This is a genomic window from Millisia brevis NBRC 105863, assembly GCF_001552615.1.
Taxonomy (GTDB): domain Bacteria; phylum Actinomycetota; class Actinomycetes; order Mycobacteriales; family Mycobacteriaceae; genus Millisia; species Millisia brevis.
In genome coordinates, this window is record NZ_BCRN01000005.1 from 311,184 (window position 1) to 334,637 (window position 23,454).

Annotated in this window: 22 protein-coding genes; 14 read left to right on the forward strand and 8 right to left on the reverse strand. The window is 69.6% G+C overall.

The window, feature by feature from the left end:
• The first annotated feature begins 5 nt into the window (after positions 1-5).
• The 6 genes from MB1_RS09735 to MB1_RS09760 are packed head-to-tail and all read left to right on the forward strand — an operon-like array spanning position 6 to position 5,376.
• Complete coding sequence (locus tag MB1_RS09735; protein WP_066906162.1) at positions 6-740, forward strand: amino acid ABC transporter permease; 735 nt, start codon at positions 6-8, stop codon at positions 738-740.
• Positions 737-1,504, forward strand: a complete 768-nt coding sequence (locus MB1_RS09740) for an amino acid ABC transporter ATP-binding protein (protein WP_066906164.1) — start codon at positions 737-739, stop codon at positions 1,502-1,504. The genes MB1_RS09735 and MB1_RS09740 overlap by 4 nt, the downstream gene beginning before the upstream one ends.
• A 50-nt stretch (positions 1,505-1,554) precedes the next feature.
• Positions 1,555-2,526, forward strand: coding sequence for a C-terminal binding protein (locus MB1_RS09745; protein WP_066906166.1), 972 nt, complete (start codon positions 1,555-1,557; stop codon positions 2,524-2,526).
• Complete coding sequence (locus tag MB1_RS09750; protein WP_066906168.1) at positions 2,523-3,383, forward strand: hypothetical protein; 861 nt, start codon at positions 2,523-2,525, stop codon at positions 3,381-3,383. The genes MB1_RS09745 and MB1_RS09750 overlap by 4 nt, the downstream gene beginning before the upstream one ends.
• Positions 3,380-4,597: an aromatic ring-hydroxylating oxygenase subunit alpha gene (locus tag MB1_RS09755; protein ID WP_066906170.1), complete on the forward strand. Its 1,218-nt coding sequence runs from the start codon at positions 3,380-3,382 to the stop codon at positions 4,595-4,597. Before MB1_RS09750 ends, MB1_RS09755 begins: the two co-directional genes overlap by 4 nt.
• A gap of 2 nt (positions 4,598-4,599) precedes the next feature.
• On the forward strand, positions 4,600-5,376 hold the full coding sequence (locus MB1_RS09760; protein ID WP_066906172.1) for a class II aldolase/adducin family protein: 777 nt from the start codon (positions 4,600-4,602) through the stop codon (positions 5,374-5,376).
• A 267-nt stretch (positions 5,377-5,643) separates the two neighbouring features.
• Here MB1_RS09760 and MB1_RS09765 read toward each other — a convergent pair whose 3' ends face one another.
• The gene (locus MB1_RS09765) at positions 5,644-7,155 is read right to left on the reverse strand and encodes a PucR family transcriptional regulator (protein WP_066906317.1); all 1,512 of its coding nucleotides are present in this window, start codon (positions 7,153-7,155) and stop codon (positions 5,644-5,646) included.
• 76 nt (positions 7,156-7,231) lie between these two features.
• Here MB1_RS09765 and speB point away from each other — a divergent pair, with 76 nt between their 5' ends.
• A complete protein-coding gene (gene speB, locus MB1_RS09770; RefSeq protein WP_066906175.1) occupies positions 7,232-8,200 on the forward strand; it encodes an agmatinase in 969 nt (322 codons plus the stop codon).
• 142 nt (positions 8,201-8,342) lie between these two features.
• Here speB and MB1_RS09775 read toward each other — a convergent pair whose 3' ends face one another.
• The gene (locus MB1_RS09775; RefSeq protein ID WP_066906321.1) at positions 8,343-9,386 is read right to left on the reverse strand and encodes a HEAT repeat domain-containing protein; all 1,044 of its coding nucleotides are present in this window, start codon (positions 9,384-9,386) and stop codon (positions 8,343-8,345) included.
• Positions 9,387-9,400: 14 nt separating this feature from the next.
• A complete protein-coding gene (locus MB1_RS09780; protein ID WP_066906319.1) occupies positions 9,401-10,063 on the reverse strand; it encodes a HEAT repeat domain-containing protein in 663 nt (220 codons plus the stop codon).
• Positions 10,064-10,168: 105 nt separating this feature from the next.
• Between MB1_RS09780 and MB1_RS09785 the strand changes: the two genes are divergently transcribed.
• The 5 genes from MB1_RS09785 to efeB all read left to right on the forward strand — a co-directional run bounded on the left by MB1_RS09785 (position 10,169) and on the right by efeB (position 14,909).
• Positions 10,169-10,831, forward strand: a complete 663-nt coding sequence (locus MB1_RS09785) for a class I SAM-dependent methyltransferase (RefSeq protein WP_084351379.1) — start codon at positions 10,169-10,171, stop codon at positions 10,829-10,831.
• Positions 10,832-10,900: 69 nt separating this feature from the next.
• On the forward strand, positions 10,901-11,200 hold the full coding sequence (locus tag MB1_RS09790) for a hypothetical protein (protein WP_066906177.1): 300 nt from the start codon (positions 10,901-10,903) through the stop codon (positions 11,198-11,200).
• 165 nt (positions 11,201-11,365) lie between these two features.
• Complete coding sequence (gene efeU, locus MB1_RS09795; RefSeq protein WP_066906179.1) at positions 11,366-12,346, forward strand: iron uptake transporter permease EfeU; 981 nt, start codon at positions 11,366-11,368, stop codon at positions 12,344-12,346.
• The gene (gene efeO / locus MB1_RS09800; RefSeq protein ID WP_066906181.1) at positions 12,343-13,590 is read left to right on the forward strand and encodes an iron uptake system protein EfeO; all 1,248 of its coding nucleotides are present in this window, start codon (positions 12,343-12,345) and stop codon (positions 13,588-13,590) included. The genes efeU and efeO overlap by 4 nt, the downstream gene beginning before the upstream one ends.
• A gap of 5 nt (positions 13,591-13,595) precedes the next feature.
• Positions 13,596-14,909: an iron uptake transporter deferrochelatase/peroxidase subunit gene (gene efeB / locus MB1_RS09805; RefSeq protein WP_066906183.1), complete on the forward strand. Its 1,314-nt coding sequence runs from the start codon at positions 13,596-13,598 to the stop codon at positions 14,907-14,909.
• 35 nt (positions 14,910-14,944) lie between these two features.
• On the opposite strand, the gene MB1_RS09810 is transcribed toward efeB, so the two are convergent.
• Positions 14,945-16,291, reverse strand: coding sequence for an alpha/beta fold hydrolase (locus MB1_RS09810; protein WP_066906185.1), 1,347 nt, complete (start codon positions 16,289-16,291; stop codon positions 14,945-14,947).
• 45 nt (positions 16,292-16,336) lie between these two features.
• Entirely contained in the window at positions 16,337-18,139 is a 1,803-nt protein-coding gene (locus MB1_RS09815) for a S8 family peptidase (protein WP_066906187.1), read from the reverse strand.
• Positions 18,140-18,457: 318 nt separating this feature from the next.
• Between MB1_RS09815 and MB1_RS09820 the strand changes: the two genes are divergently transcribed.
• Entirely contained in the window at positions 18,458-19,918 is a 1,461-nt protein-coding gene (locus MB1_RS09820; RefSeq protein ID WP_066906189.1) for a carotenoid oxygenase family protein, read from the forward strand.
• Positions 19,919-19,926: 8 nt separating this feature from the next.
• Here MB1_RS09820 and MB1_RS09825 read toward each other — a convergent pair whose 3' ends face one another.
• Positions 19,927-20,520 carry a cysteine hydrolase family protein gene (locus MB1_RS09825; protein ID WP_066906191.1) on the reverse strand — a complete coding sequence of 198 codons (594 nt, stop codon included), beginning with the start codon at positions 20,518-20,520 and terminating at the stop codon, positions 19,927-19,929.
• A gap of 331 nt (positions 20,521-20,851) precedes the next feature.
• Here MB1_RS09825 and MB1_RS09830 point away from each other — a divergent pair, with 331 nt between their 5' ends.
• Positions 20,852-21,091, forward strand: coding sequence for a hypothetical protein (locus MB1_RS09830; protein WP_066906193.1), 240 nt, complete (start codon positions 20,852-20,854; stop codon positions 21,089-21,091).
• 400 nt (positions 21,092-21,491) lie between these two features.
• Here MB1_RS09830 and MB1_RS09835 read toward each other — a convergent pair whose 3' ends face one another.
• Both MB1_RS09835 and MB1_RS09840 read right to left on the reverse strand, forming a co-directional pair.
• Positions 21,492-22,181: a response regulator gene (locus MB1_RS09835; protein WP_066906195.1), complete on the reverse strand. Its 690-nt coding sequence runs from the start codon at positions 22,179-22,181 to the stop codon at positions 21,492-21,494.
• A 13-nt stretch (positions 22,182-22,194) separates the two neighbouring features.
• Entirely contained in the window at positions 22,195-23,451 is a 1,257-nt protein-coding gene (locus MB1_RS09840) for a sensor histidine kinase (protein WP_066906197.1), read from the reverse strand.
• Positions 23,452-23,454 lie beyond the last annotated feature (3 nt).

Consider the following 23,454-nt stretch of genomic DNA (forward strand, 5'->3'; position numbering starts at 1 on the left):
CCGTCATGGCCTTCGATGTCGGAATCTTCTTCGACGCGCTGACGTCGAGCACCTTCCTGCGCGGCGCGGCGTTGTCGGTGCTTCTCGCCCTGCTGGCGATGTTCTTCGCCTCGGTCATCGGCTTCGGTGTCGCGCTGATGCGCGTCTCGAAGAACAAGGTACTGAACGGAATCGGTGGCGCCTACGTCTGGTTCTTCCGAGCGATCCCGACGCTGCTGGTACTGCTGTTGATCTGGAACGCCGGACCGCAGCTGTTCCCCGCGCTGCGCGACGGGTGGTTCACCCCGTTCCTGGCCGCGTTGATCGGCTTCTCGATCGTCGAGGCCGCCTACATGGCGGAGATCCTGCGATCGGCGCTCCAGTCGGTGGACGACGGACAGCATCAAGCGGCGCGGGCCCTGGGCCTGCCGCCGCAGAAGGTGCTGTTCAAGGTGGTTCTGCCGCAGGCGATCAAGGTGGCGCTGCCGCCGTCGGGCAATGAGCTGATCGCGATGCTCAAGTACACCTCGTTGGCGTCGGTAATCTCACTGCGCGAGTTGCTGACCACCGCCCAGTCGGAGGTATCGGTGACCTTCCGCTACGCGGAGTACTACTCCGCGGCGCTGATCTACTACCTGGTCATCGTCTCCGCCCTGATGATCGGTCAGCACTACATCGAACGGCGGTATCGCTGGATCTCCGGTGGTACGCCGACCACGACCGCCGACCCGGCACCGGCCAAGGAGGTTCGCGCATCATGAGCACTCCCGTCCTCCAGGCGATCGGCCTGCGCCGCACCTACGGCGATACCGAGGTCCTCAAGGGTGTCGACTTCAGCGTCGACAAGGGGCAGGTCAAGGCGCTGCTCGGGCCCTCCGGCTCCGGGAAGTCGACCATCCTGCGGTTGATGGCACTGCTCGAGCCGCCCAACGGCGGCGAGGTGCTGCTCAATGGCAAGCAGATCGGCGTCGAAACCCTCGCCAACGGTACGACCAAGCCGCTGCCGGAGCGCAGGCTGGCGGTCCAACGCCGCGATATCGGCATGGTCTTCCAACGGTTCAACCTGTTCGCCCACTTGGACGTTCGACACAACGTCACCCTGGCGTTGACCGAGGTCGGCGGCCTGAACAAGGCACAGGCGAACGAACGGGCCGAGGCGATGCTCGAACGGGTCGGCATGGCGAATCGAATGGGGCACTATCCATCCGAGTTGTCCGGTGGCCAGCAGCAGCGCGTGGCGATCGCCCGGGCGTTGGTGCTCGAGCCGACGGTGATGCTCTTCGACGAGCCGACCTCCGCGCTCGATCCGGAGTTGGTCGGCGAGGTGCTCGACGTCATGGAGAAGCTCGCCGAGAGCGGCATGACGATGGTCGTGGTCACCCACGAGGCGCGGTTCGCCCGGCGAGTCGCCGACGAGGTGATGCTGTTCGACGGAGGGGTGATCGTCGAACAGGCCCCGCCGGACGACTTCTTCGACAATCCGAGCCACGAACGGACCAAACGCTTCCTGTCCCACCTGCACTGACCGGTACCGCCCGCACCACCCGGTACCGCCGACGCTAAGGATCGACGTTCATGCAGTACCCGCTCGCTGTCTACACCGATGTGGACGATATCGACCCCGAGCCCGGCGCCCGCCTTCTGCGGGAGGCGGGATTCACCGTCGCTCGGGCGGACTCGCGGGACCCGGATGTGATCGCCGACGTGGCGACCGGCGCGATCGCCCTGCTCGCGGGCTACGCGCCGGTCGACGCGGCGCTGCTCGACCGGCTTTCCGACCTGCGCATCGTGTCGCTGCTGTCCAACGGCAGCGACAACGTCGACATCGATGCCGCCACCGAGCGCGGCATCTGGGTATGCGCGGTCGGGGACGCCGCCAGCGAGGAGGTGGCCGTACACGCGTGGACGTTGAGCCTGGCGATGATTCGGCGGCTCGACTTCTTCCTGCGGGTGGGTCCGGTGGCCGGCTGGCTCGACCGACCGGACGACGCCCCGCGCCGGCTGTCGGACCTGACGGTCGGGGTCCTCGGGCTCGGCACGATCGGCAGCCGCTTCGCGCGCCTGGCGACCTCCGGCGCCGGCCGGGTGATCGCGCTCGACCGGCGCGGCGACCGGGAGCCGATCCCCGGCGTCACCACCGTCGAGACTCTCGACGAACTGCTCTCCGTCAGCGACGTTCTCGGCGTCTTCCTGCCGCTGAGCGACTCGACCCGCGGGCTGCTCGACGCGGCGGCGCTCGCCCGGATGCCGCACGGCGCACACCTGGTGAACGTCTCGCGCGGGCCGATCGTCGACACCGCCGCCCTGGTCGAGGCGCTCGACACCGGCCGGCTCGCCGGCGCCGCGGTCGACGTCTTCGATGCGGAACCACCCGGCCCGGACGATCCGCTGGTCCGCCATCCGAAGGTGATCGCCACCCCGCACGTCGGCTATCTGTCGGATGCCACCGTCACCGCCTACGTCGAGCGGCAGGCCCGATCGGTGCTGACCTGGTACGCCGACGGCGTTCCCGAACGGGCGATCAACACCCCGAAGGTGAAGGCATGACCACATCACTGGAACTGCACCAATCACTGTGGGCGATGGAGGATCTGCCGGATCGCTGGGATGCGGTCTCCCTCGAACGGCGGGTCGCCCTGGTCGCCGACGCCGGCTATACCGGTGTGGTCGTCGACCTCGGTGCGCGGCAGGCCCCGGAGGCCGCCGCGCTGGCCCCCCTGCTCGCCGATGCCGGCCTGACCGGCGGCGTGCTGATCTTCGCCCGCACGGACGACGACATCGACCGGGCGTTGCGGTACGCCGACCGGATCGGTGCCGACTGGATCATCTGCTGCGCCCGCATCTTCGGGCTCGATCCGCGACCGCTCGCGCATACGATCACCGACTGGTACGAGCGCTGCGTGCGGGCGGGCATCGACATGCAGCTCGAGACGCATCGCGACACCGTCACCAACGATCTGCGCTTCACCGTCGCCCTGTTGGAACTGCTCGATTCCCGGATCGAGGTGGCCGCCGACCTGTCGCATTACGTCTGCGCCCACGAGATTCCCGAACGGCCGTCGCCGGAATACGACGAGCCGATCTCCCGGGTTCTGGCCCGTGCGGGATCGTTGCAGGGCCGGATCGCCACCCGCGCACAGATTCAGGTGCCGCTCGACCATCCGATGTCGGCGCCGTGGACCGAGCGCTTCGAAGGCTGGTGGCGAGAGGGGTTCGCATCGATTCGCCGGCAGCACCCGCAGCGGCCCGTGCGCTTCGTCACCGAACTGGGCACCACCCCCTACGCGATCGTCGATCGGAACGGGGTACAGGTCAGCGACCGCTGGGCGGAATCACTCGCCCTGATGAACATGGCCCGCAAGGCTTTTGCGAGTTCGACAGCATTCGAGGGAGCACACCGATGACCACGACCGAGTACACCACGACCAGCGCCGGCAATCGGGTCGCCCGCGGCCCCCTGACCAGCGACACCTCGCAGCGCGCCATCGTGCCCGCGTCCGCGTATACCGACGAGGCCGCCTACCAGCTCGAACAGGACCGCATCTTCGCCGCCGGTTGGGTCTGGGCCGGCTATGCGCACTGGGTCGCCGAGACCGGCCGGGTCCACCCGGTGACGATCGGTGGCCGCCCGCTGCTGATCGTTCGCGGCGAGGACGGCGAGGTACGTGTCTTCCACAACTCCTGCCGGCATCGCGGCATGGCGCTGACCGAGGAGCCGATCAAGGTCAGCCGCCGCATCCAATGTGCCTACCACTGCTGGACATACAAGCTCGACGGTGAGCTGGCGTCCACCCCCTACTTCGGGCGGCAGCGCGGCGCCTCCGGCCCGGACGACAAGTCCGTGCTCGGGCTGCTGCCGGTGGCGTCCCGGGTGTGGGCGGGCATGGTCTTCGTCGACCTCGCCCTCGATCCCGAGGACCAGCAAGCCGCCCGGGACGCCTTCGACACCTTCATCGGCCCGGTGCAGGATCGCTGGTCGCATATCGACTTCGACCGCATCCGCCTCGCCGAGGAGCGCCGCTTCGACATCCCGGTCAACTGGAAGCTCGTCGTCGAGAACTTCCTGGACTTCTACCACCTGCCGTTCGTGCATCCGCAGGTCGGACCGGTCAGCGCCTCGCTCGACGTCGACGACGAGGTCCTCGGCAGCGAGATCATCGGCGGCTGCTATCCCCGTGGCGCCGCCGGAAAGGCCGCGAAAACCGATGGCTCCCTGCCCTTCCTGGGCGACGTGCCGGTGGAGAAGACCGAGAATCAGGACATCCTGTGCCTGTTCCCGAATGCGCTGCTCTTCCTGGAGGCCGACTGGTTCCAGGTGATCGGCTTCGACACCCTCGGCCCGGAACGTACCGTGGAACATATGGCGATCTTCGTCGATCGGGATGCCGTCGACGAGAACCACTCCGCCGACCTCAAGCGGTTGACCGAGGTGCTCTTCGGCGTCAACGAACAGGATCTGCCGATCCTGCACCGGATGCAGGCCGGTCGCTACTCGCCGGGCGCCGATCGCACCAGCCTGGTGACCCACTGGGATCAGGTGACCGCCATGTTCCAGCAGATCGTCGCGCGCCGTGTCGGTTACGACGCGCCGGGCGACCCGAACCGACAGGAAGCCTGACCATGCGGATCGACCATCGGGACCCGAACGTCACCGAGGAGCAACTGCGGATCGAACTGGCCGCGGTCTACCGGCTGATCGCCCACTTCCGGATGACCGACCTGGTGTTCACCCACATCTCGGTGCGGCTACCGGACGTCGAGGGGCAGCCCGAGCAGTTCCTGATCAACCCCTACGGGCTGCTGTTCGAGGAGATCACCGCTTCGAACCTGGTGCGGATCAACAGCGAAGGGGAACTGATCGGCGAATCGGAGCACCCGGTCAACCCGGCCGGCTTCGTGATCCACAGCGCGGTGCACGCCGCGCGGGAGGACGCGAAGTGCGTGCTGCACACCCACACCCTGCCCGGCTGCGCGGTCGCGGCCACCGCGGAGGGGCTGCTGCCGCTCAACCAGATCTCGATGGAGTTCTACAACCGGGTCGGCTACCACGAGTACGAAGGGGTCGCGCTCAACCTCGACGAGCAGAAGCGGCTGGTCGAGGACCTCGGCGGCAACGACGCGCTGATCCTGCGCAACCACGGGCTGCTGACCGTCGGTGAGACCCCGGCCAAGGCGTTCCTGCGGATGTACTACCTGAACAAGGCCTGCGAGATCCAGGTGGCGGCCGCCCGGATGGGGGAACTGGTGATCCCGGAGCCGGAGGTGGCCGAGCACGTCGCCCAGCAGTTGGCGGGGTCCGCCGACGGCGACGACTTCACCGACGACATCGGCTCCGACCTGGCCTGGAGCGCGCTGGTCCGGATGCTCGACCGCACCCAGCCGGACTATCGGGACTGAGCCGGCGGGGCAGGACCGGGCCGGTCGGAATTCGGGGGAAGTCGGAGGATTTCAGGGTGCGATTCAGGGTGTACCCCGATGTCATCTGTCGGTCGAACAGGCGACGATGGATATCGCGTCGCACCGAGCCCGACACTCGGAAACGACGCCCGGTGGGTTGCCGCCCACCCTTCCCGAGACCGGGGCCGGTGGCCTGATCCCGTCGGCCGGCTCCGACCACATGTCCCGGGAGTGGCGTTCCCGTTCGCCGCTCCCGGGACTTTCTCGTCAGCCGATCTCCCTGGCCCGCAATGCCAACCACAGCTCGTGCCGATCCTGCGCGGAATCGAGGCGCCGCCCGGTGAGCCGCGCGACCGCGTCGAGGCGGTTGCGCAGGGTATGCCGATGCACGCCGAGCGCGGCGGCGGCGCTCTCCCAATGCCCGTTGCCGCGCAGGAAGGCGTCGAGCGACTCCAGCAGCGGTTCCGACCGGTCGGCCGCATCGAGCGGGCCGAGGACGGTATCGGCGTAGCCGCGCCGCACCTCGTCGGGTAGGGCCTCGAGCACCCGATCGATATCCGCGATCTCCCGGGCGCCGACGTGCCGACCGCGGATGCGGCTGGCCGACACCGCCGACCACGCCTGCCGCAGCGAGACCGCCAGAGCCCCGGGCCGCGTGGGCGTGCCGATGCCCACCGCGCGGTCGGCGGCGAGGTGACCCAGCGATCCGGCCAGATCGGTACCCGCGGGCACCACCACCTCGACGTGGCCGTCCACCGCGCGGGCGAGCGCGTCCGGGAGCGTGAAGAAGACGTCGATCAGCATCTCGTCGGCGTCGTCCGGGGCGGCGATCACCGCGGCCTGTCGATCACCGCCGGGCACCCCCACCTTCGTCAGCTGATGGGTAGCGGCGGCGTCGGAGACGATCTCACGGCCCAGCACCTCGAGCAGCCGGGACCGCTCGTATCGGTCGGCGGCGTCGAGCGCGTACATCCGTTCGAGTTCGAGGGTCAGCACCGACACCGCGCCGGCGGTCACCTGGCTGCCGAACGCCGACGAGGTCACCTCGACCAGCAGATGCCCGCGAACGCGGCGGGCGCCGAGGGGGTGCACCTCGCGGCGCCGGTCGGCGTCGATATCCGCCGCGGTAGTGGTGATGCCGCCGGCGCGCACCGCGACCAACGACTCGCGCAGCCGCGTCGGCAGGGCGGAGGCGCCGGGCCCGGCGTCGGCGAGGACGCGGCCGAGCCGGTCGAGCACCACCGCCGCCCCTCCCGTCGCCCGGTGATAGGCGGCGAGGATGCCGGGCAGTCCGCCGGGGCTGACCGCGGCCAGGGTCAGATCCCGCTGCGCGCGCAGCGCCCACTCCAGACCGCGCCGTTCCTGCTGGGCGCGGCCGTGGAAGACCGCCTTGGTGACCGCGACGAAGGGCACCGGGTCCGGGACGATCAGCAGCGGGATACCCAGCTCCTCGGCCGCGGTGATCAGCGCCTCCGGCACGTGCCGGTGCGGCAGCTCGGCGCCGAGGCCCAACCCGATCGCCCGCACCCCGTGGGCGTCGAGATCCCGCAGGTAGGCGCGGCAGCCGGGGAGATCGTCGGGCAGCAGCAGGCCGATGGTGAGCAACAGTTCGCCGCCCTGCATCCACGGGCCCGGCCGACGCAGCTCCGAGACCGCCGCCACCTCGATGCGCCGATCGACCGCGCCGCGGCCCGCCACCACCTCGAGCCGCAGCTGTGGGTCGGCGACCAACTCGGCGACGGTGATCCCGCCCGGTTCGGGCTGCTCGCGGCTGGACATATTGTCCATTTTGAATGCTCCGACTTCGACGTGTCGGACATGGTGGCGACGTCGCTCCACGGGCAGGGTTGACGGCATGACCAGCACCCCGGACCCCGCCGGTACTCCACCGATCGGCCCGACCGATGCGACCGCGATTCCCCGCTTCGCCGGGCCGCCGACCTTCGCGCGGCTGCCGCGCCTCGACCAGGTCACCCGCGCCGACATCGCCGTCGTCGGGGTGCCCTTCGACACCGGTGTCTCCTACCGGCCGGGCGCCCGCTTCGGCCCGGCGCACGTGCGCGGCTCGTCGAAGCTGCTGCGGCCGTACCACCCGCCGCTGAACATCTCGCCGTTCTCCACCCTCCAGGTGGTCGACGCCGGCGATATCGCGGTCAACCCCTTCGACATCGAGCAGGCGATCACCGGGATCGAGCGCGGCGCGGACGAACTGCGCGCGAACGGCTCCACGCTGGTCACCATCGGCGGCGATCACACGATCGCGCTGCCGCTGCTGCGGTCGCTGTACCGCACGCACGGCCCGATCGCGGTGCTGCACTTCGACGCGCACCTCGACACCTGGGATACCTACTTCGGCGCGCCCTATACGCACGGCACCCCGTTCCGCCGCGCCTCCGAGGAGGGGCTGCTCAACAAGGAGCACTGCCTGCACATGGGTATCCGCGGGCCGCTGTACTCCGAGCAGGACCTCAGCGATGACAAGGTGCTCGGCTTCCAGGTGATCGGCTCCGACGAGGTGCAGATCGACGGGCTGCCCGCGGCGATCGAGCATATGCGCGCGCGGCTGGGGCAGGCGCCGGTCTACGTATCGGTGGACATCGACGTGCTCGACCCGGCGCACGCCCCCGGCACCGGAACGCCCGAGGCGGGTGGGCTGACCAGCCGCGAACTGCTGCACATGCTGCGCAGCCTGGTCGGGCTCAACGTCGTCGGCGCCGACATCGTCGAGGTGGCCCCGGCGTACGACCACGCGGAGATCACCGGCATCGCCGCCGCGCACGTCGCCTACGAACTGATCTCGGTGCTGGCGGCCAATTCGCGGTAGGGCGCTGTGCAAATCTGCACGAAATTCGGGTGCCACGACAACTATTGTCTTGGCGGCTCAGAATCATGCTGGTTTGCACAACGGAGTGGCCCACACGGCATGCGGCGGCTACGCGGGTAGCAGGCTGTGGCAGTTGGCCCGGTCAACTTGTGCGCGCCAGCAGAAAGTGCGCGATGGCGGCGACGCCCGGGTCGGGGTCGGTGGTCAGCCGGCGCAGGAGGCCCGCAGCTTGCGGGCCGGGGATGTCGGCGAGGGCGGAGGCCAGGCGCCGGCGGGCGTCGGCGGCCTCGGGCCCTTCGGCGGCTTCGAGTGCTGCGGCGATGGCGCGAGCGACCGCGTCGGCGCGGCCGGGAGAAGCGGGACGGTTGCCGGTGGGGTCTGGCTGTTCGGTGTCCGGCGCTGCGAGGGTGGCCAGGGTATCGGCCGCCTCGACGTCGTCGCGGCCCTCGCGGATCAGGGCGACCAGCGCCGGAATGGCGTCGGCGTCACCGAGGGAGCCGCGCGCCAGCACCGCACGGGCGGCCACGGCGGGGTCGGGGTTGGCGGTCTGGGTGGCCAGGGCGTTCAGTGCGGCGGGGGTGTTGAACTTGCGCAGGGCGTGCACCGCGCGTCGGCGCCGGTCGGCGTCGGGTGCGGTCAGCGCCGCGGCGAGGAGCGGGACCGCGTCGTCACCGCTGCGCGCCAACGCCCAGATCAGGGTGTCCGCGACGTTGACCTGCGGCTCGACCAGCATCGCCTCCGCGAGGGTCGCGAGGTCGCCGCGCTGCGCCCCGGCGGTCAGCGCCACCCGCTGACGCGTCGACGGCTCCGCCGCCGCCAGACCGCGCATCAGCGCGATGGTCCGCAGCACATCGGCCCAGGTCGACGGCTCGCCGGCGCGCACCCGGTCCAGCCGGCCCAGCAGCTCCCGATCGCGGGCGATGCGCTCGCGGGTGTCGGCCATCAGCCGGTCGACCATCGCCGCCGGCTCGAACCCGGGGGTATCGAGCGCGGCGGCGATGTCGGCCAGGCTCAACCCGAGCGAGCGCAACCCCTCGACGTGGAAGAGCCGGTCGAGGTCGGCCGCCGAGTAGCTGCGATAGCCACCCGAGGTGCGCTCGCTCGGGGTGACGAGCCCCAGGGAGTCATAGTGCCGCAACATGCGCGCACTGACCCCCGAGAGCTCGGCGACCTCCCCGATCAGCATCGACGCACCCGACTTCACTCCGACGGCGGCACGGGAGCGCCCTGCAGCGCGGCCGCCCGCTGCGCCTGCCGGATCGCGGTCTCGAAGTCCGCGTCGGGGTCGTCCATCAGCCGCTCGGTGGCGATCGCGTGAGCGCGCATCCCCTCGTCCGCCGCGGTTCGCGCCCGCGCGACCACCGGCGCGGCCGCGTCGCCGAGCATCACGAAGACCCGGCTGAGGCTGCGCTGCACCTCGTGATCACCGCGCCCGAACTGCGACGCCAGGACCTGCGCCAACTCGGCCTGCCGCCCCTCGGGGACCAGCCCGGCGGCGGTGCGCCAGGCGGCGCGGGCGACCTCGTCGTCGGGGTCGCGCAGCAGGTCGTCCCCGATCGCCGGCCAGGCGCGCGGGTCGCCGATCTTCGACAGCGAATGCAGCGCTTGACTGCGGGCCTGCGGAACTTGCGAGCCGAGCTCGGCCAGCAGCAGGTCGAGCGTCACCGCCGGGTCGAGCCGCACGATCGCCCAGGTCAGCATGTCGCGAACGAAGAAATCGGGCTCGACGGCGCACCGGGCGATCAGGGCCGGCGCGTACTCGTCCACCGGATGCGTCCCGGCGGCCAGCGCCGCGCGCAGCCGTACCGACGCATCGGGCGCCGACAGTGCCAACATGATCTCCGTGTGCTGTGCTCGGGTCATCGTGACCACCTCCGCATACCACTGCACACCTTGTCACTGTGTCAAGGTCAAGCCCCGCGGCCCGGCCCCACCGCGAAGGTCCCCGTCCGGCAGGGTGGCACATCGATCCGGGCGGTCTTCGTCGCCGACCACCACTACCCTCGGCGACGTGGCTTATACGGCGAGCGCATCCTTCCCCGCCTGGTCGACCGAACCTGCGGCATCGCGCAACTCGACCCGCTGCGGGCGCGGGTCTGCGAACCGCTCGCGGGCGCGGTCCTCGAGATCGGCTTCGGCTCCGGCCACAACGTCGGCCACTACCCGCCCGCGGTGACCGCGGTGTCCGCGGTGGAGCCGGCCGATACCGCGTGGCGGTTGGCCGCCGATCGCGTCGCCGCCTCCCGGGTCCCGATCGAGCGGTCCGGTCTGGACGGCGAGCACCTGCCGTTCCCGGACGACTCCTTCGACTCGGCGCTGTCGACCTTCACCATGTGCACCATCCCCGACCTGCCGCGGGCGCTGGCCGAACTCGCCCGGGTGCTGCGTCCGGGGGCGACGGTGAGCTTCCTCGAACACGGCCGCGCGCCCGACGCCGATGTGCGCCGGTGGCAGCGCCGGCTCGAACCGATCCAGCGTCGCGTGGCCGGCGGCTGCCACCTGACCCGCGACATCCCCGGCGCGATCGAGGCGGCCGGGTTGATCGTCGGCCCGATCGACGCGTTCTACCTCGACGGCGCCGGACGAGCCGTCGCCGCGATGACCCTCGGCACCGCGCGCGTACCGAACTGACCGCGCGCCTACCGAAACGTCATCGTCCCGCCATTTCCACCGACGTCCATTCGAACATATGATCGAAGAATGGACATGCCCGCCATCGGCCCCGAGGCTCGACCGCCGCAGCGGCAGGTCTACCGCGATATCCAACCGGTGACCGTTCTGGTCGACCTGCGCGCCCTCTTCCGACCGGCCGCGTTCTCGAATCGCGTACCCGAGCCGCGCGGGCTGCAGGTGGGTCGGATCGTCACCGGCACGCTCACCGCGTGGTCGATCGCGGAGGGCGGCGACTGGTTCGGTCGGGTCACCTACATGGTGATCACCGGTCATCGCCACGAGGAAGTCACCCACTGGGTGCCCGCTTGGGCGATTCGTCCGGACTGATATCCGGCAAATCGGTCATATCGGAAACCGGTCGGGACCCGAGTGAACAGAGGCGGGATTCACAGTGGCGGCCACGAAAAGGTGGAGTAACGTCCCCTTCTGGTTAAGGAAAGGCTAAGGCAAGGCCCGGGGCGGGAACGTGTCGGACCGGCAGGGAGTCGGACGGTGCTGGGCACATTTCTCATCGGGCTGCGCGAAGGCCTCGAAGCGGCGTTGGTCGTCGGCATTCTGGTCGCGTATCTGCACCGCAGTGGCCGCACCGACGTGCTGCCCCGGCTGTGGATCGGCGTCGCGATCGCGATCCTCGGCTCCCTGGCCCTCGGCTTCATCCTCACCTTCGGCGCGCGCACGCTGACCTTCCAGGCGCAGGAGCTGATCGGCGGCACGCTGTCGCTGATCGCCGTCGCGATGGTCACCTGGATGATCTTCTGGATGCTGCGCGCCTCCCGCGGTCTCAAGGCGAGCCTCGAACACGACGTCGATCGCGCGGTCGCCCGCGGTTCCGGCTGGGCCCTGGTGGCGGTCGGCTTCCTGTCGGTGGGCCGCGAGGGCATCGAGACCACTCTGTTCCTCTGGTCGATGGTGCAGTCCTTCGGCAACTCGCCGCAGGCCCTCCTCGGCGCTCTGCTCGGCCTGCTCACCGCCGCCGTGCTCGGCTGGTTGATCTACCGCGGCATGGTCAGCCTGAACCTGAAGGTGTTCTTCACCTGGACCGGCGCGTTCCTGGTGATCGTCGCCGCCGGCATCCTCGCCTACGGCATCCACGACCTGCAGGAGGCAGGCTTCCTGCCCGGGCCGTTCACCTCCGCCGCCCCGGTCGATCCGGCCACCGGCGACGTGCTCTCCGGATTTGCCGGCTTCCCGTTCGGCTGGGCCTTCCAGATCAGCCACATCATCGCGCCCGCCGGAGCTCTGGCCGCCGTGCTCAAGGGCACGATCGGCTTCACCCCCGAGATGACCTGGCTCGAAATCATCGGCTGGGCGCTCTACCTGGCGATCGTCGGCACCCTGTTCGTGCGACGCGCCTTCCTCGGACATGCCCCCAAAACCTCGTCGGCGAAGGCGACCGACGAACCCGCCGGTGATGACGCCGGCACGACACAGCGGCCCGCTCCGGCGGCCCACAACGAAGAAGGAAAAGAATGACCACCACCCGTTCCCGGTCCTGGCTGCTTCTGCCGGCGACCGCGGCGTCCGTTGGCCTGCTGCTGTCCGGCTGTGTCGAGAACAACCCCTCGTCCGCGGACGGTGGCAGCGGCGCGATCGCCGTGACCTCGACCGACGACTCCTGTGACGTCGCCACCACCGAGACGACGAGTGGTTCGATCTCCTTCGACGTGACCAACGAAGGCTCGCAGGTCACCGAGTTCTACCTGATGGCCGACGATGGCCTGCAGATCATCGGCGAGGTCGAGAACATCGCTCCGGGCACCTCCCGCAGCCTGACCGCGACGGTGCAGCCGGGGTCGTACAAGACCCTCTGTAAGCCGGGCATGATCGGCGCCGGCGTCGGCGAGGGCACCTTCACCGTCACCGGTGACCGGGTCGAGATCACCGGCGACGACGCCGAGCAGAAGCAGTTGGCGGTCGACCAGTACGCGGCCTTCGTCAAGGACCAGGTCGCGCAGTTGCTGCCGGCCACCCAGACCTTCGTCGCGGCGTACATCGCCGGAGACGACGACGCGGCCCGCGAGCAGTTCGCCACCGTCCGCACGTTCTACGAGCGGATCGAGCCGGTGGCCGAGGCGCTCGGCGATCTCGACCCGCGCATCGACTACCGCGAGGTCGACGCGGTGGCCGAGGGCCTCGAGTGGACCGGCTTCCACCGGATCGAGAAGGACCTGTGGGTGCCGCCGCGCGACGGCACCAACTCCGACGGCGTGACCAACGCCTGGCTGGACTGGGAGCCCTCGACCCCCGAGCAGCGAGTCGAGTACGGCAACAAGCTGGTCGCCGACGTGCAGGAACTGTACGACTACGTGCACTCCGCCGACTTCATCACCTTCCTCGACGACCGCGGCATCGACTGGATCTCCAACGGGTCGATCGGCCTGCTCGACGAGGTCGCCACCGGGAAGATCACCGGTGAGGAGGACTGGTGGTCGGGTACCGACCTGTGGGACTTCGCCGCCAACGTCGAGGGCTCGCAGATGGCGTTCTCGCTGGTGCGCGACTTCGCGGAGAGCCAGGGCGACGAGGGGGCCGCGCTGGTGGCCGATATCGACGCCGGCTATGCCGACCTCAACGGACGCCTCGCGCAGTTCGGTTCGCTCGACGCCGGATTCGTCAACTACACCGAGCTGACCGATGAGGACAAGCGTGGCCTGTCCGAGTCGCTCAACGCCCTGGCCGAGCCGCTGTCCAACCTGACCACCACGATCCTGGGATAACACCGATGTCCGACCAACCCGAGCAACCTTCCACCGACCCCGCACCCACGGATGCGCCCGAGCCGGAGACGACCGACCGGCGCGGGCCATCCCGGCGCGGACTGCTCGGGTTGGCCGGCGCCGGCGTCGCCGGCGCCGCGATCGGGGGCCTGATCGGACGGACCACCGCCGGTGGCAGCGCGACCGCCGTGTCCGAGAGCTACCCATTCTTCGGTGAGCACCAGGCCGGCATCACCACCGCCGTTCAGGATCACCTGCACATCGCGGCCTTCGATCTCGACGAGCGCATCACCCGCGACCGGCTGATCACGCTGCTGCAGGACTGGTCGTATGCCGCCTCGCGCATCACCCAGGGGCTCGACGTCTCGGCCACCGGCGCCTTCGGCGGCCCGGCCAGCGCCCCACCGGACGACACCGGCGAAGCGGCCGGTCTACCGGCGTCCGAGCTGACGATCACCTTCGGCTTCGGTCCGGGGATCTTCGAGAAGGACGGCGTCGACCGCTTCGGTCTGGCCGATCGGCGCCCCGAGCAATTGGCCGCGCTGCCACCGTTTCTGGGCGATGCGCTGCGCGCGGAGTTCAGCCACGGGGATCTGTGCATCCAGGCGTGTTCGTCCGACCCGCAGGTCGCCGTCCACGCGGTGCGCAATCTGTCGCGAATCGCCTTCGGCAAAGCCAATATCCGCTGGGCGCAGCTCGGTTTCGGTCGCACCTCCCGCACGACGTCCGACCAGGAGACCCCACGTAATCTGTTCGGGTTCAAGGACGGTACGGCGAACATCCTCGCCGACGACACAGACACCCTCAACGAGAACGTCTGGGTCGCCGACGGGGACGGACCGGACTGGATGACCGGCGGCACCTACCTGGTCACCCGCAAGATCGCCATGCTGATCGAAACCTGGGACCGGGTGCGACTGTCCGAGCAGGAGAACATCATCGGGCGCACCAAGCGCGAGGGCTCCCCGATGTCCGGCGGCGAAGAATTCACCACCCCCGACTTCGACATGATGGCGGGCACCCAGCCGGCCATCCCGCTCACCTCGCATCTGCGGCTGGCACATCCGGATACCAACAACGGCATCCAGTTGCTGCGCCGCGGCTACAACTACGTCGACGGCAACAACGCTCTGGGCCGCCTGGACGCCGGGCTGTTCTTCATCGCCTATCAGCGCAGCCTCGACCGGTTCATCACCGTGCAGCGCTCGCTCGCGACGGATGCGCTCAACGAGTATGTGCGGCCGGTGGGTTCGGCGACCTTCGCGGTTCCGCCGGGGGCGAGCGAGGGCTCCTGGGTGGGCGCCGGCCTGTTCGCCTGACCCGCGACGTCCGGTGCGCCGCCGCGGCGGCCGAGCTATGCCGTCAGCCGAGCCGCGGTCGCGACCACCCTGGCCAGCTCGGGTTTGAAGATGTCGCTGTGCGCGCCGGACGGTGGGTCGCCCTCGGTGACGATGTCGGATGCGTCGATATTGAGAATGCCGTGCTGCCGGAACGGGTAGGTGGCGTCGACGGCCCCGACCGGCAGCGTGTCGGCGAGGTAGGCGCCGACCGCACCCATGGCGCGGTAGCGGGCCAGCCGGTCGTCACCCGCCGCCGCGGCGTCCCTCGCCGCCAGCGAGGCGAGCGGATATAGGGTGCCGAGCGCGGAGTCGTGGCTCGAAAAGCACACCGCGAGAGGACCGTCGAGGCGGGCCAGGCGGCCGGCAAGCGCACCGCCGCCGTTGGCGAAGGGCAGTTTCTCGGTGAAGGCGAATCGGGAGAACGCGGCCTGCAGCAGGGTGATCGACCGGATCGGTGAGGGTGTTTCGTCGGTGATGCCGTCGAGCGCATTGGCCACCAGACGCCCGCCGAAGCTGTGCCCGACGAGGTGCACCCGCAGATCCGGGTGGTCCGCCGCAAGCTTGGTGACCGCCGGCCCGAGGCCCTTGCGGCCGACCACGCCCGCCCGGTTCTTCATCTTCCAGTAGCTCAGTTGGCGCAACAACTCCTTGGCCCCGTTGAGGGTTCGGGTGGCGACGTCGCCGAGGCCCGCCTGGCCGGCGCCAGCGACGGAATCGAATGAGATGCCGGTGGCGGCGAGGCCCCTGGCGAAGGTCCCGAATATCTCCTCGGCGTCGCGGCCGGGCTCCAGCATGCCGAACGAGCCGGAATCCGGGAGGTCGCCACCGGCACCGTCCGCGGTCGCCGCATCGAATGCGCGCAGTTCGACGAGCAACTCGTCGAGGGTCTCCCGGCCGGCCGGTTCGGTGAGCAGGTCGGCGATCGCGTCGAGTTGCTCGGATCCGGCATCGAACATGCTCTTCAGATCGAGCAGGACCCCGGGATCGAGCGTCGGCGGTCCGGCGGGGGGCCGCCCGGCGCGCGCGGTCGAGGCCGCGCCGCCGCCATCGGTGCGAGCCGACGAGGGTTGGACGTCGGGAATCGGCTCGTCCCGCCAGAGTTGCGACGGCCAGAAGACACCGACGAACCCCACCGTGCGCTCGGCGGCGAGCTGTTCGGCGAGAAGCGTGAACCAGCGGCGGTAGAGCTCGATCGCGACGGTCCGGCCGTTGTTCCAGCCGTGCGAGAACATGACGAGGTCGGTGATGCCGGCGGCCCGGATCCCCTCGGCCAATGCACCGGCCTGCCGCTCGTCGACGATGTCGCCGTCCTTGTCGAAGACCAGCTGCCAGAACGGACGGCCGGCGATGGCTTCGGTCATTTCCCTTTCCCTCCCGTATCTTTCGCCCTCACATCGACTGCTGTGTCACACCGACTGCAGCGCGCGCATGAGGTCCACCAGCCCGCCACCCTGGAACGCTCGGTCGCGACCGAGCGAGGTTGCCGAGTCGACGAGGACGCGTTTGACCGCGTCCGGGTCGCCGATGAATTCGCGCTGTACGGACAGAAAGGCCGCGGCGGCGCCGGAGACGTGCGGCGCCGCCATGCTGGTGCCGCTGTCCTCGGCGTAGACCGCCATACCTCCGATGCCGGACTCGAGCGTCTGCTCGACCGGTGCGAGGATCGCGCCGGTGGCGGCGGAGGCGATCCGCTCGCCCGGTGCGACCAGGTCGGGCTTGCAGCGCCCGTCGGCGGTGGGCCCGCGCGAGGAGAAGTAGGAGATGCCGTACGCGTGCGGGGACTCCTTGTGGGTCGAGCCGACGGTGATGGCGCGTTCGGCGTTGCCCGGATCATTGATCGTCGTCGCCGTGCTGAATCTCCGCACGGCGGACCGCGAGGTGTCCAACGTGACGTAGGCCGAGTTGCCGGAGGCGACGACCACCACGACACCGGAGCGCACGAGCTTGTCGACCTCGAGGCAGAGCGGGCTGCGCCCGCAGGCGAACCACTCCGGGTCGAACTCGTAGCCGAGGCTGAGGTTGACACCGTGGATCCGCAGCAGCTTGCCGCCGGCGGCATTGGTCTCCCGCACGTATGCCAGCGCCTCGATCACGCGCGTCGTGCGGGTGACCGGATCGCCACGGCCGCCGAGTACCTTGAGGCTCACCAGATTCGCCCGCGGCGCGATGCCGGCCAGGGTCTCCGGACGCTCGACCGGCCGCGGCTTGATGATCGGCATATCCGATTCCCTGGCGTTGTACCGCCGCTCGGTGACGAGGATCTTGTCCGGCGATCCGTCCCATAGTTCGAGACCGCCGGCGATGATCCCGGCCACGTGGGTACCGTGGCCACTCTCGTCCGTCAGCGGAGTCCCCGGCCCGGTGAAGTCGCGGTGCAGATCTCGCACCAGCGGGGCGGTGAGCGTCCGATATCCCTGGAAGTGCGGATGATGTTCGTCGATGCCCGAATCGATAACGGCCCAGACGATCCCGTCACCGAAGCTGTTGAACGACCGCTGGGCGGCGGTCGCTTTGATCGTGCGGGCGGACGAATCGATCTGTGGGACGACGTCGAAGTCCGGCCAGATCCGGTAGATCGCTCGATCGGGCCAGTCGATGCCGACGGCGTCCGCGGAGATCAAGCCCTCGATCTGGGCGGGGGTCAGCTCACCGACGGCATACTCGTCCGCCAGCGGGCGCGGTTCGGTCGCACTGCCGAGGTAGCGCCACAGGTGAGCGATCCGCTTCATCGCCTTGCGCGGTCCGCGCGAGTAGCGCAGGTTGATCTCGATCATGATCGGGATCGGCTGCGGCGGTTGGTCACCGTCGTCCGGGTTCGCCGTGAGCCGGGCGCGCAGCGGCGGCGTCAGCACGCCCGCGATCAGCACATCCCGCCCGGCGGCGGTCTCCGGGGACAGCGGGGTCAGCGTGCGTTCGGGGAGGTGTTCGGCCCGTTCGCACGCTCGACTCAGCGTGGCCGCGCCGGCGTCGGTCAGGTGCAGGGAGTCGACGAGGCCGTCCGCCACCAGGGTCTCCAGCGCCTCGACGCACCGGTGATGCCACGCCGGCTTGTCCCGCTCGTAGAGCCGCGCGTCGGCGTCGAACCGGGACGCGAACCGCGCCGCGACCGCCGCCAGCAGTTCCCGCTCGGTGACCTTGACGTACAACGACGCAAACTCGCCCAGCGTGCAGTGCACCCGATCCACCCACACCGCATGGTCCTCGGACATGTTTTCCGCCACCATTCTCGAATCGAGTCGAGCTGCCCCACTCCACCGCACCCGCGCCGGGATGCACACCGGCGGAACGCAATTCCCGATCACTTTTCACCTGGCGGGAATGACTCGGAGCGTAATCCGGTACCGCACGAGGCACGCGAGTAGTCCACTACGCGAATCCGCGGCCCCATCTCTTGCCGCGCGTCCGTAGCGGTGGCGGATCACGTGCCCGGCGGGCCACTCGGAGTCGACTCCGGCCGTCCGGTCGGCGCGGGGTTAGGGTGGAGGGGCGGACGTTCGGCCCACCCGCATCGAGATACGGAGCCCTCCATGTCCTCGATCGAACAGAAAAACACCTACCTGTCGGGTTTCGATTCGCTGTACAGCGAGGTCACCGATCAGCCTCTCGAGGTGATCGGCGCCATCCCGTCATGGTTGAGCGGTGTCCTGCTGCGCAACGGCCCGGGCGCCTACGACCGCCCGGATCGGGCCGCGGCGGGCGAGCCGCCGGTCCTGAAGCACTGGTTCGACGGACTGTCGATGCTGCATCGCTTCGAGGTCTCCGACTCGGGCGTGCGCTACAGCAACCGGCTGCTCGATTCGGACAACAAGCGGTCCGTGCTCGCCACCGGCAAGCTGGAATACCGCGAGTTCGCCGGCGACCCGTGCCAGTCGCTGTTCCGCAAGTTCTTCGCCTTCAGTGGGCCGAAGACGGCGCCGGTGCCCAACGCATCGGTCAACATCGCCGTGGTCGACGGCCGGACCGCGGCGTTGACCGAGACGCCGATGCCGGTGGAATTCGATCCGACCACCCTCGAGACGGTCGGGGTGATCCAGCCGGACGACGATCTGACCGGCAATGTGACCACCGCCCATCCGCACGTGCGCACCGGCTCGGGGGAACTGGTCAACTCGCTGCTGACGTTCTCCCGCACCAGCGCGTACAAGATCTACCGGCTGCCGCCGCAGTCGACGACCCGCATCCTCGCGGGCACGATCTCCACCGATATGCCCAGCTATATGCACAGTTTCGCGTTGACCGAGAACTACGCGGTGCTGGTCGAGTTCCCCTTGGTGGTCAACCCGCTGCTCTTCCTCCTGCGCCGGCGCACCTTCATCGAGAACTACAGCTGGCAGCCGGAGCGCGGCACGCTGATCCGGGTGTTGGATCTGCGAACCGGGGAGCAGCGCGCCCTGCGCCTCGACCAGCCGCTGTTCTCGTTCCACCACGTCAACGCCTTCGAGGAGGGGCCGGTCCTGCATCTGGACCTCAGCGGCTACGAGGACGCGTCGGTGGTCGAGACGCTGTACCTGTCCCGATTGCAGGAGAGCGGGGCCCTGCCGCCGCCGACATTGCGGCGTATCGACGTCGACCTCGACGCCGGTACGGTGACCCATCAGCGGATCGGTGACGCCACGATCGAGCTACCGCGTATCGACTCGGCCCGCTCGCAGTTGTCCTACCGCTATACCTACGGGGCCTCGACCGTCGGCGATCCGTCGGACTTCCTCAACGCGATCGTCAAGATCGACGTCACCACCGGCGAGGCGATCCACTGGCATCAGCCGGGGTGCCATCCCGGCGAGCCGGTGTTCGTCGCGCGTCCCGGCCGCTCGACCGGACCGGACGGCGAGGACGACGGTGTCCTGCTGACCGTGGTCCTCGACGGTTCGACCGGGGTGTCGTTCCTGTGTGTGCTCGACGCGCGCAGTCTCACCGAGATCGCCCGCGCCGCAGCACCGCACGCGATCCCGTTCGGCTTCCACGGCGGTTTTGTCGCCGACCGCTGATCCGGCGGTCAGTCGGGCAGGGCGGCGGCGTCCGGTACGACCACCGCGAACAGGTCGGCGATCGCGGCGAGTCCGGCGGCGTGCACCGTCGCGGCGGGCAGGATCGACCCGTCGACCGTCGGCAACGAGCGGGTCGCGGTGGCACCGGCGACCACGGTGGGGGCGAAGCCGAGGTTGAAGGCGCCGCGGGCGGTGGAGTTGATGCACATATGCGTCATGAAGCCGGTCAGCACCAGGTTGGAGGCGTCGGACTTCGCGAGCAGATCGGCGAGTTCGGTCTGCACGAAGGAATTCGGGAAGGCCTTGACCACCACCGGCTCGTCACCGCGCGGGGCGACACGGTCGATGATCGCGCCGCTCGCGGCGTCGATGTCGTAGGGCGAGCCCGGTCCGGCCGAATGCTGGATGTGGATGATCGGGGTGCCGGCGGTGCGCGCCCGGTCGAGCAACACCTCCACCTGATCGAGAGCCTCCTGCACCCCCTCGAGCTCCATGACCCCGGCGGTATAGGTGTTCTGGCAGTCGATCAGGATCAGCGTCGAATCGCTCAGACCCACCGGCGCATTCGGCAATCCCGATAGCGCGCGCAACGTTTCGCCCATGTTCGTACTCCCGTCGGACAACAGTGACCGGCAACATCCCCGACCCTAGGCGAGCCCGCCGCGGGGTCCGTCGAATCGGACAACAACCGGCCGAAACCCAGCCGATCGGGCAGTGCGTCGCCGACTCCACCGGGCGTACCACCACTGTCGTCAGCCTCCGACGAGCGTTCCCACTCCTGCGCAGTACACCGGGCCCGACCGATGGATCCCACGCGGTACGGCTCGGCTCGAGCGTCTGCCGCATCGGGGGTATTTCGTCTCCGAGCCCTTTCCGGACCCGATACCGGCGTGTGGACTCGAATCCGTCACACCCGAACTGGAGGAGGCTCCAATGTCCGCGAATCATCCGTCCCCGAACGTGCGACGACGCATCGCGATGGGGGTGATCGCCCTGGCCGCCGGCGCCGGCATCGGTATCGGCGTGCCGTCGATCGCCCACGCGCAGGGAGGCACCGTGGTGGTCGACGCACGAAACAACGGTGATGGCACCACCACGGTCGTCCGCACGGTGACCGACTCCGCCGGAAACGTGATCGAGCAGACGTGCCGGGTTCTGGTCAATCCCGCCTGAATCCCCGGCGCACCGCAGCTGCCACATTCCACCTGCGCCAACTCGCCTCAACCGGGAGAACCATGAGTACTCGACGCTCCATCGCAGCATTCACTCGAACCGCCGTACCGCCGGCCATCGCCGCCCTCGCCATGCTGGGCGGGATCGGAACAGCCGCGGCTGCACCCTCGGACCGCATCGACCCGCCGCCGCGGGATGTACCGATTCCCTGTGAAACTTGGCGGTGCGACCTCGACCCCCCGTTCCCTCCCTACCCACCCAAGCCGCCGTTCCCCGAGCCTCCGATCCCCGAGCCGTGCCCACCGAATATGGGGTGCATCGGCCCGATTCCGGGACCCGGGGTGCCGGTCGACCGCTGATCGACCGCTGATTGCGATCGGGCTCTGCCGGTTCGCCGGGTTCAGAGGGGTGAACGCTGGGCGAAGCCCGATCGCCAGGCCAGGGCCACCGCCGCCGCCCGGTCGCGTGATCCGGTTTTCATCAGGATGCGCGCGACGTGGGTTTTGACGGTCGCCTCGGCCAGCACGAGCGTGTTGCCGATGTCGCGGTTGGACAGACCATCGGCAACCAACCGAAGGACGTGCTGTTCCCGGGGGGTCAGCACCTCCGCTATCCGCGCCCGGTCGGCGTCGGAGGCCACCGTCGTGGTGGCCCCGGCGCCGGTCGTGATCACCCGCGATCGCAGCACGTCGATGATCTTGGCGGTCATGGTCGGGTCGATCCACACGCCGCCGCCGTGGACGCGGCGGATCGCATCGGCGATCTCGGTCGGAGCGGCGTGTTTGAGCAGGTAGCCGCTCGCCCCGGCCCGCAGGGCCTCGAACATCAACGCCTCGTCCTCGAAGGTGGTCAGCGCCAACACCTTCGACTCACCTTCGTCCGCGGTGATGCGCACGGTGGCGGCGACCCCGTCCAGGACGGGCATCCGCAGGTCCATCACCACGACGTCGGGCCGCAACTGTTCGGCCAATGCGACGGCCTCGGCGCCATCGCCGGCCCGGCCGACCACCTCGATATCGGCCACCGGGGTCAGCAACATGTCCAACCCCGCCAGCACCAGGGGCTGATCGTCGACGAGTAGGACCCGCATCCAGAAAGGGTACCTATCGGGTGCTCCGGGAATTCGGCCCGAGCCGGATGATCGCCTCCGTCTCGAACCGGCCCGCGGCGGGTTCCGCCCGCAGCACTCCGTCGACCGACGCCAGCCGTTCGGCCAGCCCGACCAGGCCGAATCCGCCGGAAGGGAGGGCCGACTCGCCGCCGCCGGTTCCGTGGGTGACCACCGCGACCCGCAGTTCCTGCGCGCCTCTGCGGGTCCCGGGCCAGTCGAGAGCCACCTCGACGCGGGCCTGTCGACCGCCATGCTTCATGGCATTGGCCAGGGCCTCCTGCACCGTCCGGTAGACCGCCAGGTCGACCGAATGATCGAGTGGCCGACGTTCACCGCTCTCCCGAAGATCCACCCGCAGTCCACCGGCGCGGGTGGCCGCCACCAGGGCGGGCAGGTTTCGGGTACCGGGGGCGGCCCCGGTGTCCTGCTCCGCGGTGGCGCCATCCGCCCGCAGGGTGGTGACCAGCCGATGCAGCTCGCGCATGGAGCGCGTCGCCGACTCCTCGATGTCCGTCAACGCCTCCGCCACCCGCATATCGGTCGTCGAATCGCGCCCCCCGGCGGTCAACAGCGCCCGGGCGCCGGCCGACTGCAGGGCGATCGCGGTGATGCCGTGCGCGACGATGTCGTGCAGGTCGCGGGCGATAGCCCGACGCTCCGCGACCCGCGCGCGTTGCCGGGCGGAGAGCAGCGATTCCTCGAGGCGGTCGACGCGCCCGGACGAGCGGTGCAGGGCGCGACCGGCGGCCCACACCGCGCAGGCGACACCCATCCACAGCACACCGATCGTCCCGAACGTGATCGGCGTGACCGGGCCGACCAGGCTCGCGGCGTTCCAGCCATTGACACCGAGCGGTACCACCGACAACACCAGAGCGAGATACGCCGTTCGCGCGGAGCCGTACCGGGAAACCGCGAAGAGCGCCAATAACACCGCGGTGAACGGTTCCCAATCGGGTACGGCCACCGTGACTGCGGTGGACAGCGCCCAGGCGCCGACGAACCCGGCCATCGGGCGACGCCACGCATAGCCGGCGCAGACCAGCGCCAGCAGCCCGGCGACGGCCGGTACCGCCTCGGGAATCCGGCCGCCGCCGCGCAGCTCGAGATATCCGCTCCAGTCCAGACCGGCACCCGGACGGCTGCCGATGGTCAGTTCGACCGCGAAACCGGCGATCGCGCACGCGACGATCGCGAACCTGCCGAGGGTCCGCAGCGATCCGTCCCGCCTCCGACCGGCTACCGGCAAGCG

What these genes read in the sequence shown, in the direction of transcription:
- MB1_RS09825 (WP_066906191.1), bottom strand. Translation starts at nt 20,520, where the DNA reads ATGGGCGAAACGTTGCGCGCGCTATCGGGATTGCCGAATGCGCCGGTG.
- MB1_RS09820 (WP_066906189.1), top strand. Translation starts at nt 18,458, where the DNA reads ATGTCCTCGATCGAACAGAAAAACACCTACCTGTCGGGTTTCGATTCG.
- MB1_RS09830 (WP_066906193.1), top strand. Translation starts at nt 20,852, where the DNA reads ATGTCCGCGAATCATCCGTCCCCGAACGTGCGACGACGCATCGCGATG.
- MB1_RS09780 (WP_066906319.1), bottom strand. Translation starts at nt 10,063, where the DNA reads ATGACCCGAGCACAGCACACGGAGATCATGTTGGCACTGTCGGCGCCC.
- MB1_RS09750 (WP_066906168.1), top strand. Translation starts at nt 2,523, where the DNA reads ATGACCACATCACTGGAACTGCACCAATCACTGTGGGCGATGGAGGAT.
- MB1_RS09815 (WP_066906187.1), bottom strand. Translation starts at nt 18,139, where the DNA reads ATGTCCGAGGACCATGCGGTGTGGGTGGATCGGGTGCACTGCACGCTG.
- MB1_RS09810 (WP_066906185.1), bottom strand. Translation starts at nt 16,291, where the DNA reads ATGACCGAAGCCATCGCCGGCCGTCCGTTCTGGCAGCTGGTCTTCGAC.
- efeO (WP_066906181.1), top strand. Translation starts at nt 12,343, where the DNA reads ATGACCACCACCCGTTCCCGGTCCTGGCTGCTTCTGCCGGCGACCGCG.
- MB1_RS09745 (WP_066906166.1), top strand. Translation starts at nt 1,555, where the DNA reads ATGCAGTACCCGCTCGCTGTCTACACCGATGTGGACGATATCGACCCC.
- speB (WP_066906175.1), top strand. Translation starts at nt 7,232, where the DNA reads ATGACCAGCACCCCGGACCCCGCCGGTACTCCACCGATCGGCCCGACC.
- MB1_RS09775 (WP_066906321.1), bottom strand. Translation starts at nt 9,386, where the DNA reads ATGCTGATCGGGGAGGTCGCCGAGCTCTCGGGGGTCAGTGCGCGCATG.
- MB1_RS09740 (WP_066906164.1), top strand. Translation starts at nt 737, where the DNA reads ATGAGCACTCCCGTCCTCCAGGCGATCGGCCTGCGCCGCACCTACGGC.
- MB1_RS09735 (WP_066906162.1), top strand. Translation starts at nt 6, where the DNA reads ATGGCCTTCGATGTCGGAATCTTCTTCGACGCGCTGACGTCGAGCACC.
- MB1_RS09755 (WP_066906170.1), top strand. Translation starts at nt 3,380, where the DNA reads ATGACCACGACCGAGTACACCACGACCAGCGCCGGCAATCGGGTCGCC.
- MB1_RS09835 (WP_066906195.1), bottom strand. Translation starts at nt 22,181, where the DNA reads ATGCGGGTCCTACTCGTCGACGATCAGCCCCTGGTGCTGGCGGGGTTG.
- MB1_RS09790 (WP_066906177.1), top strand. Translation starts at nt 10,901, where the DNA reads ATGGACATGCCCGCCATCGGCCCCGAGGCTCGACCGCCGCAGCGGCAG.
- MB1_RS09765 (WP_066906317.1), bottom strand. Translation starts at nt 7,155, where the DNA reads ATGTCCAGCCGCGAGCAGCCCGAACCGGGCGGGATCACCGTCGCCGAG.
- MB1_RS09760 (WP_066906172.1), top strand. Translation starts at nt 4,600, where the DNA reads ATGCGGATCGACCATCGGGACCCGAACGTCACCGAGGAGCAACTGCGG.
- efeB (WP_066906183.1), top strand. Translation starts at nt 13,596, where the DNA reads ATGTCCGACCAACCCGAGCAACCTTCCACCGACCCCGCACCCACGGAT.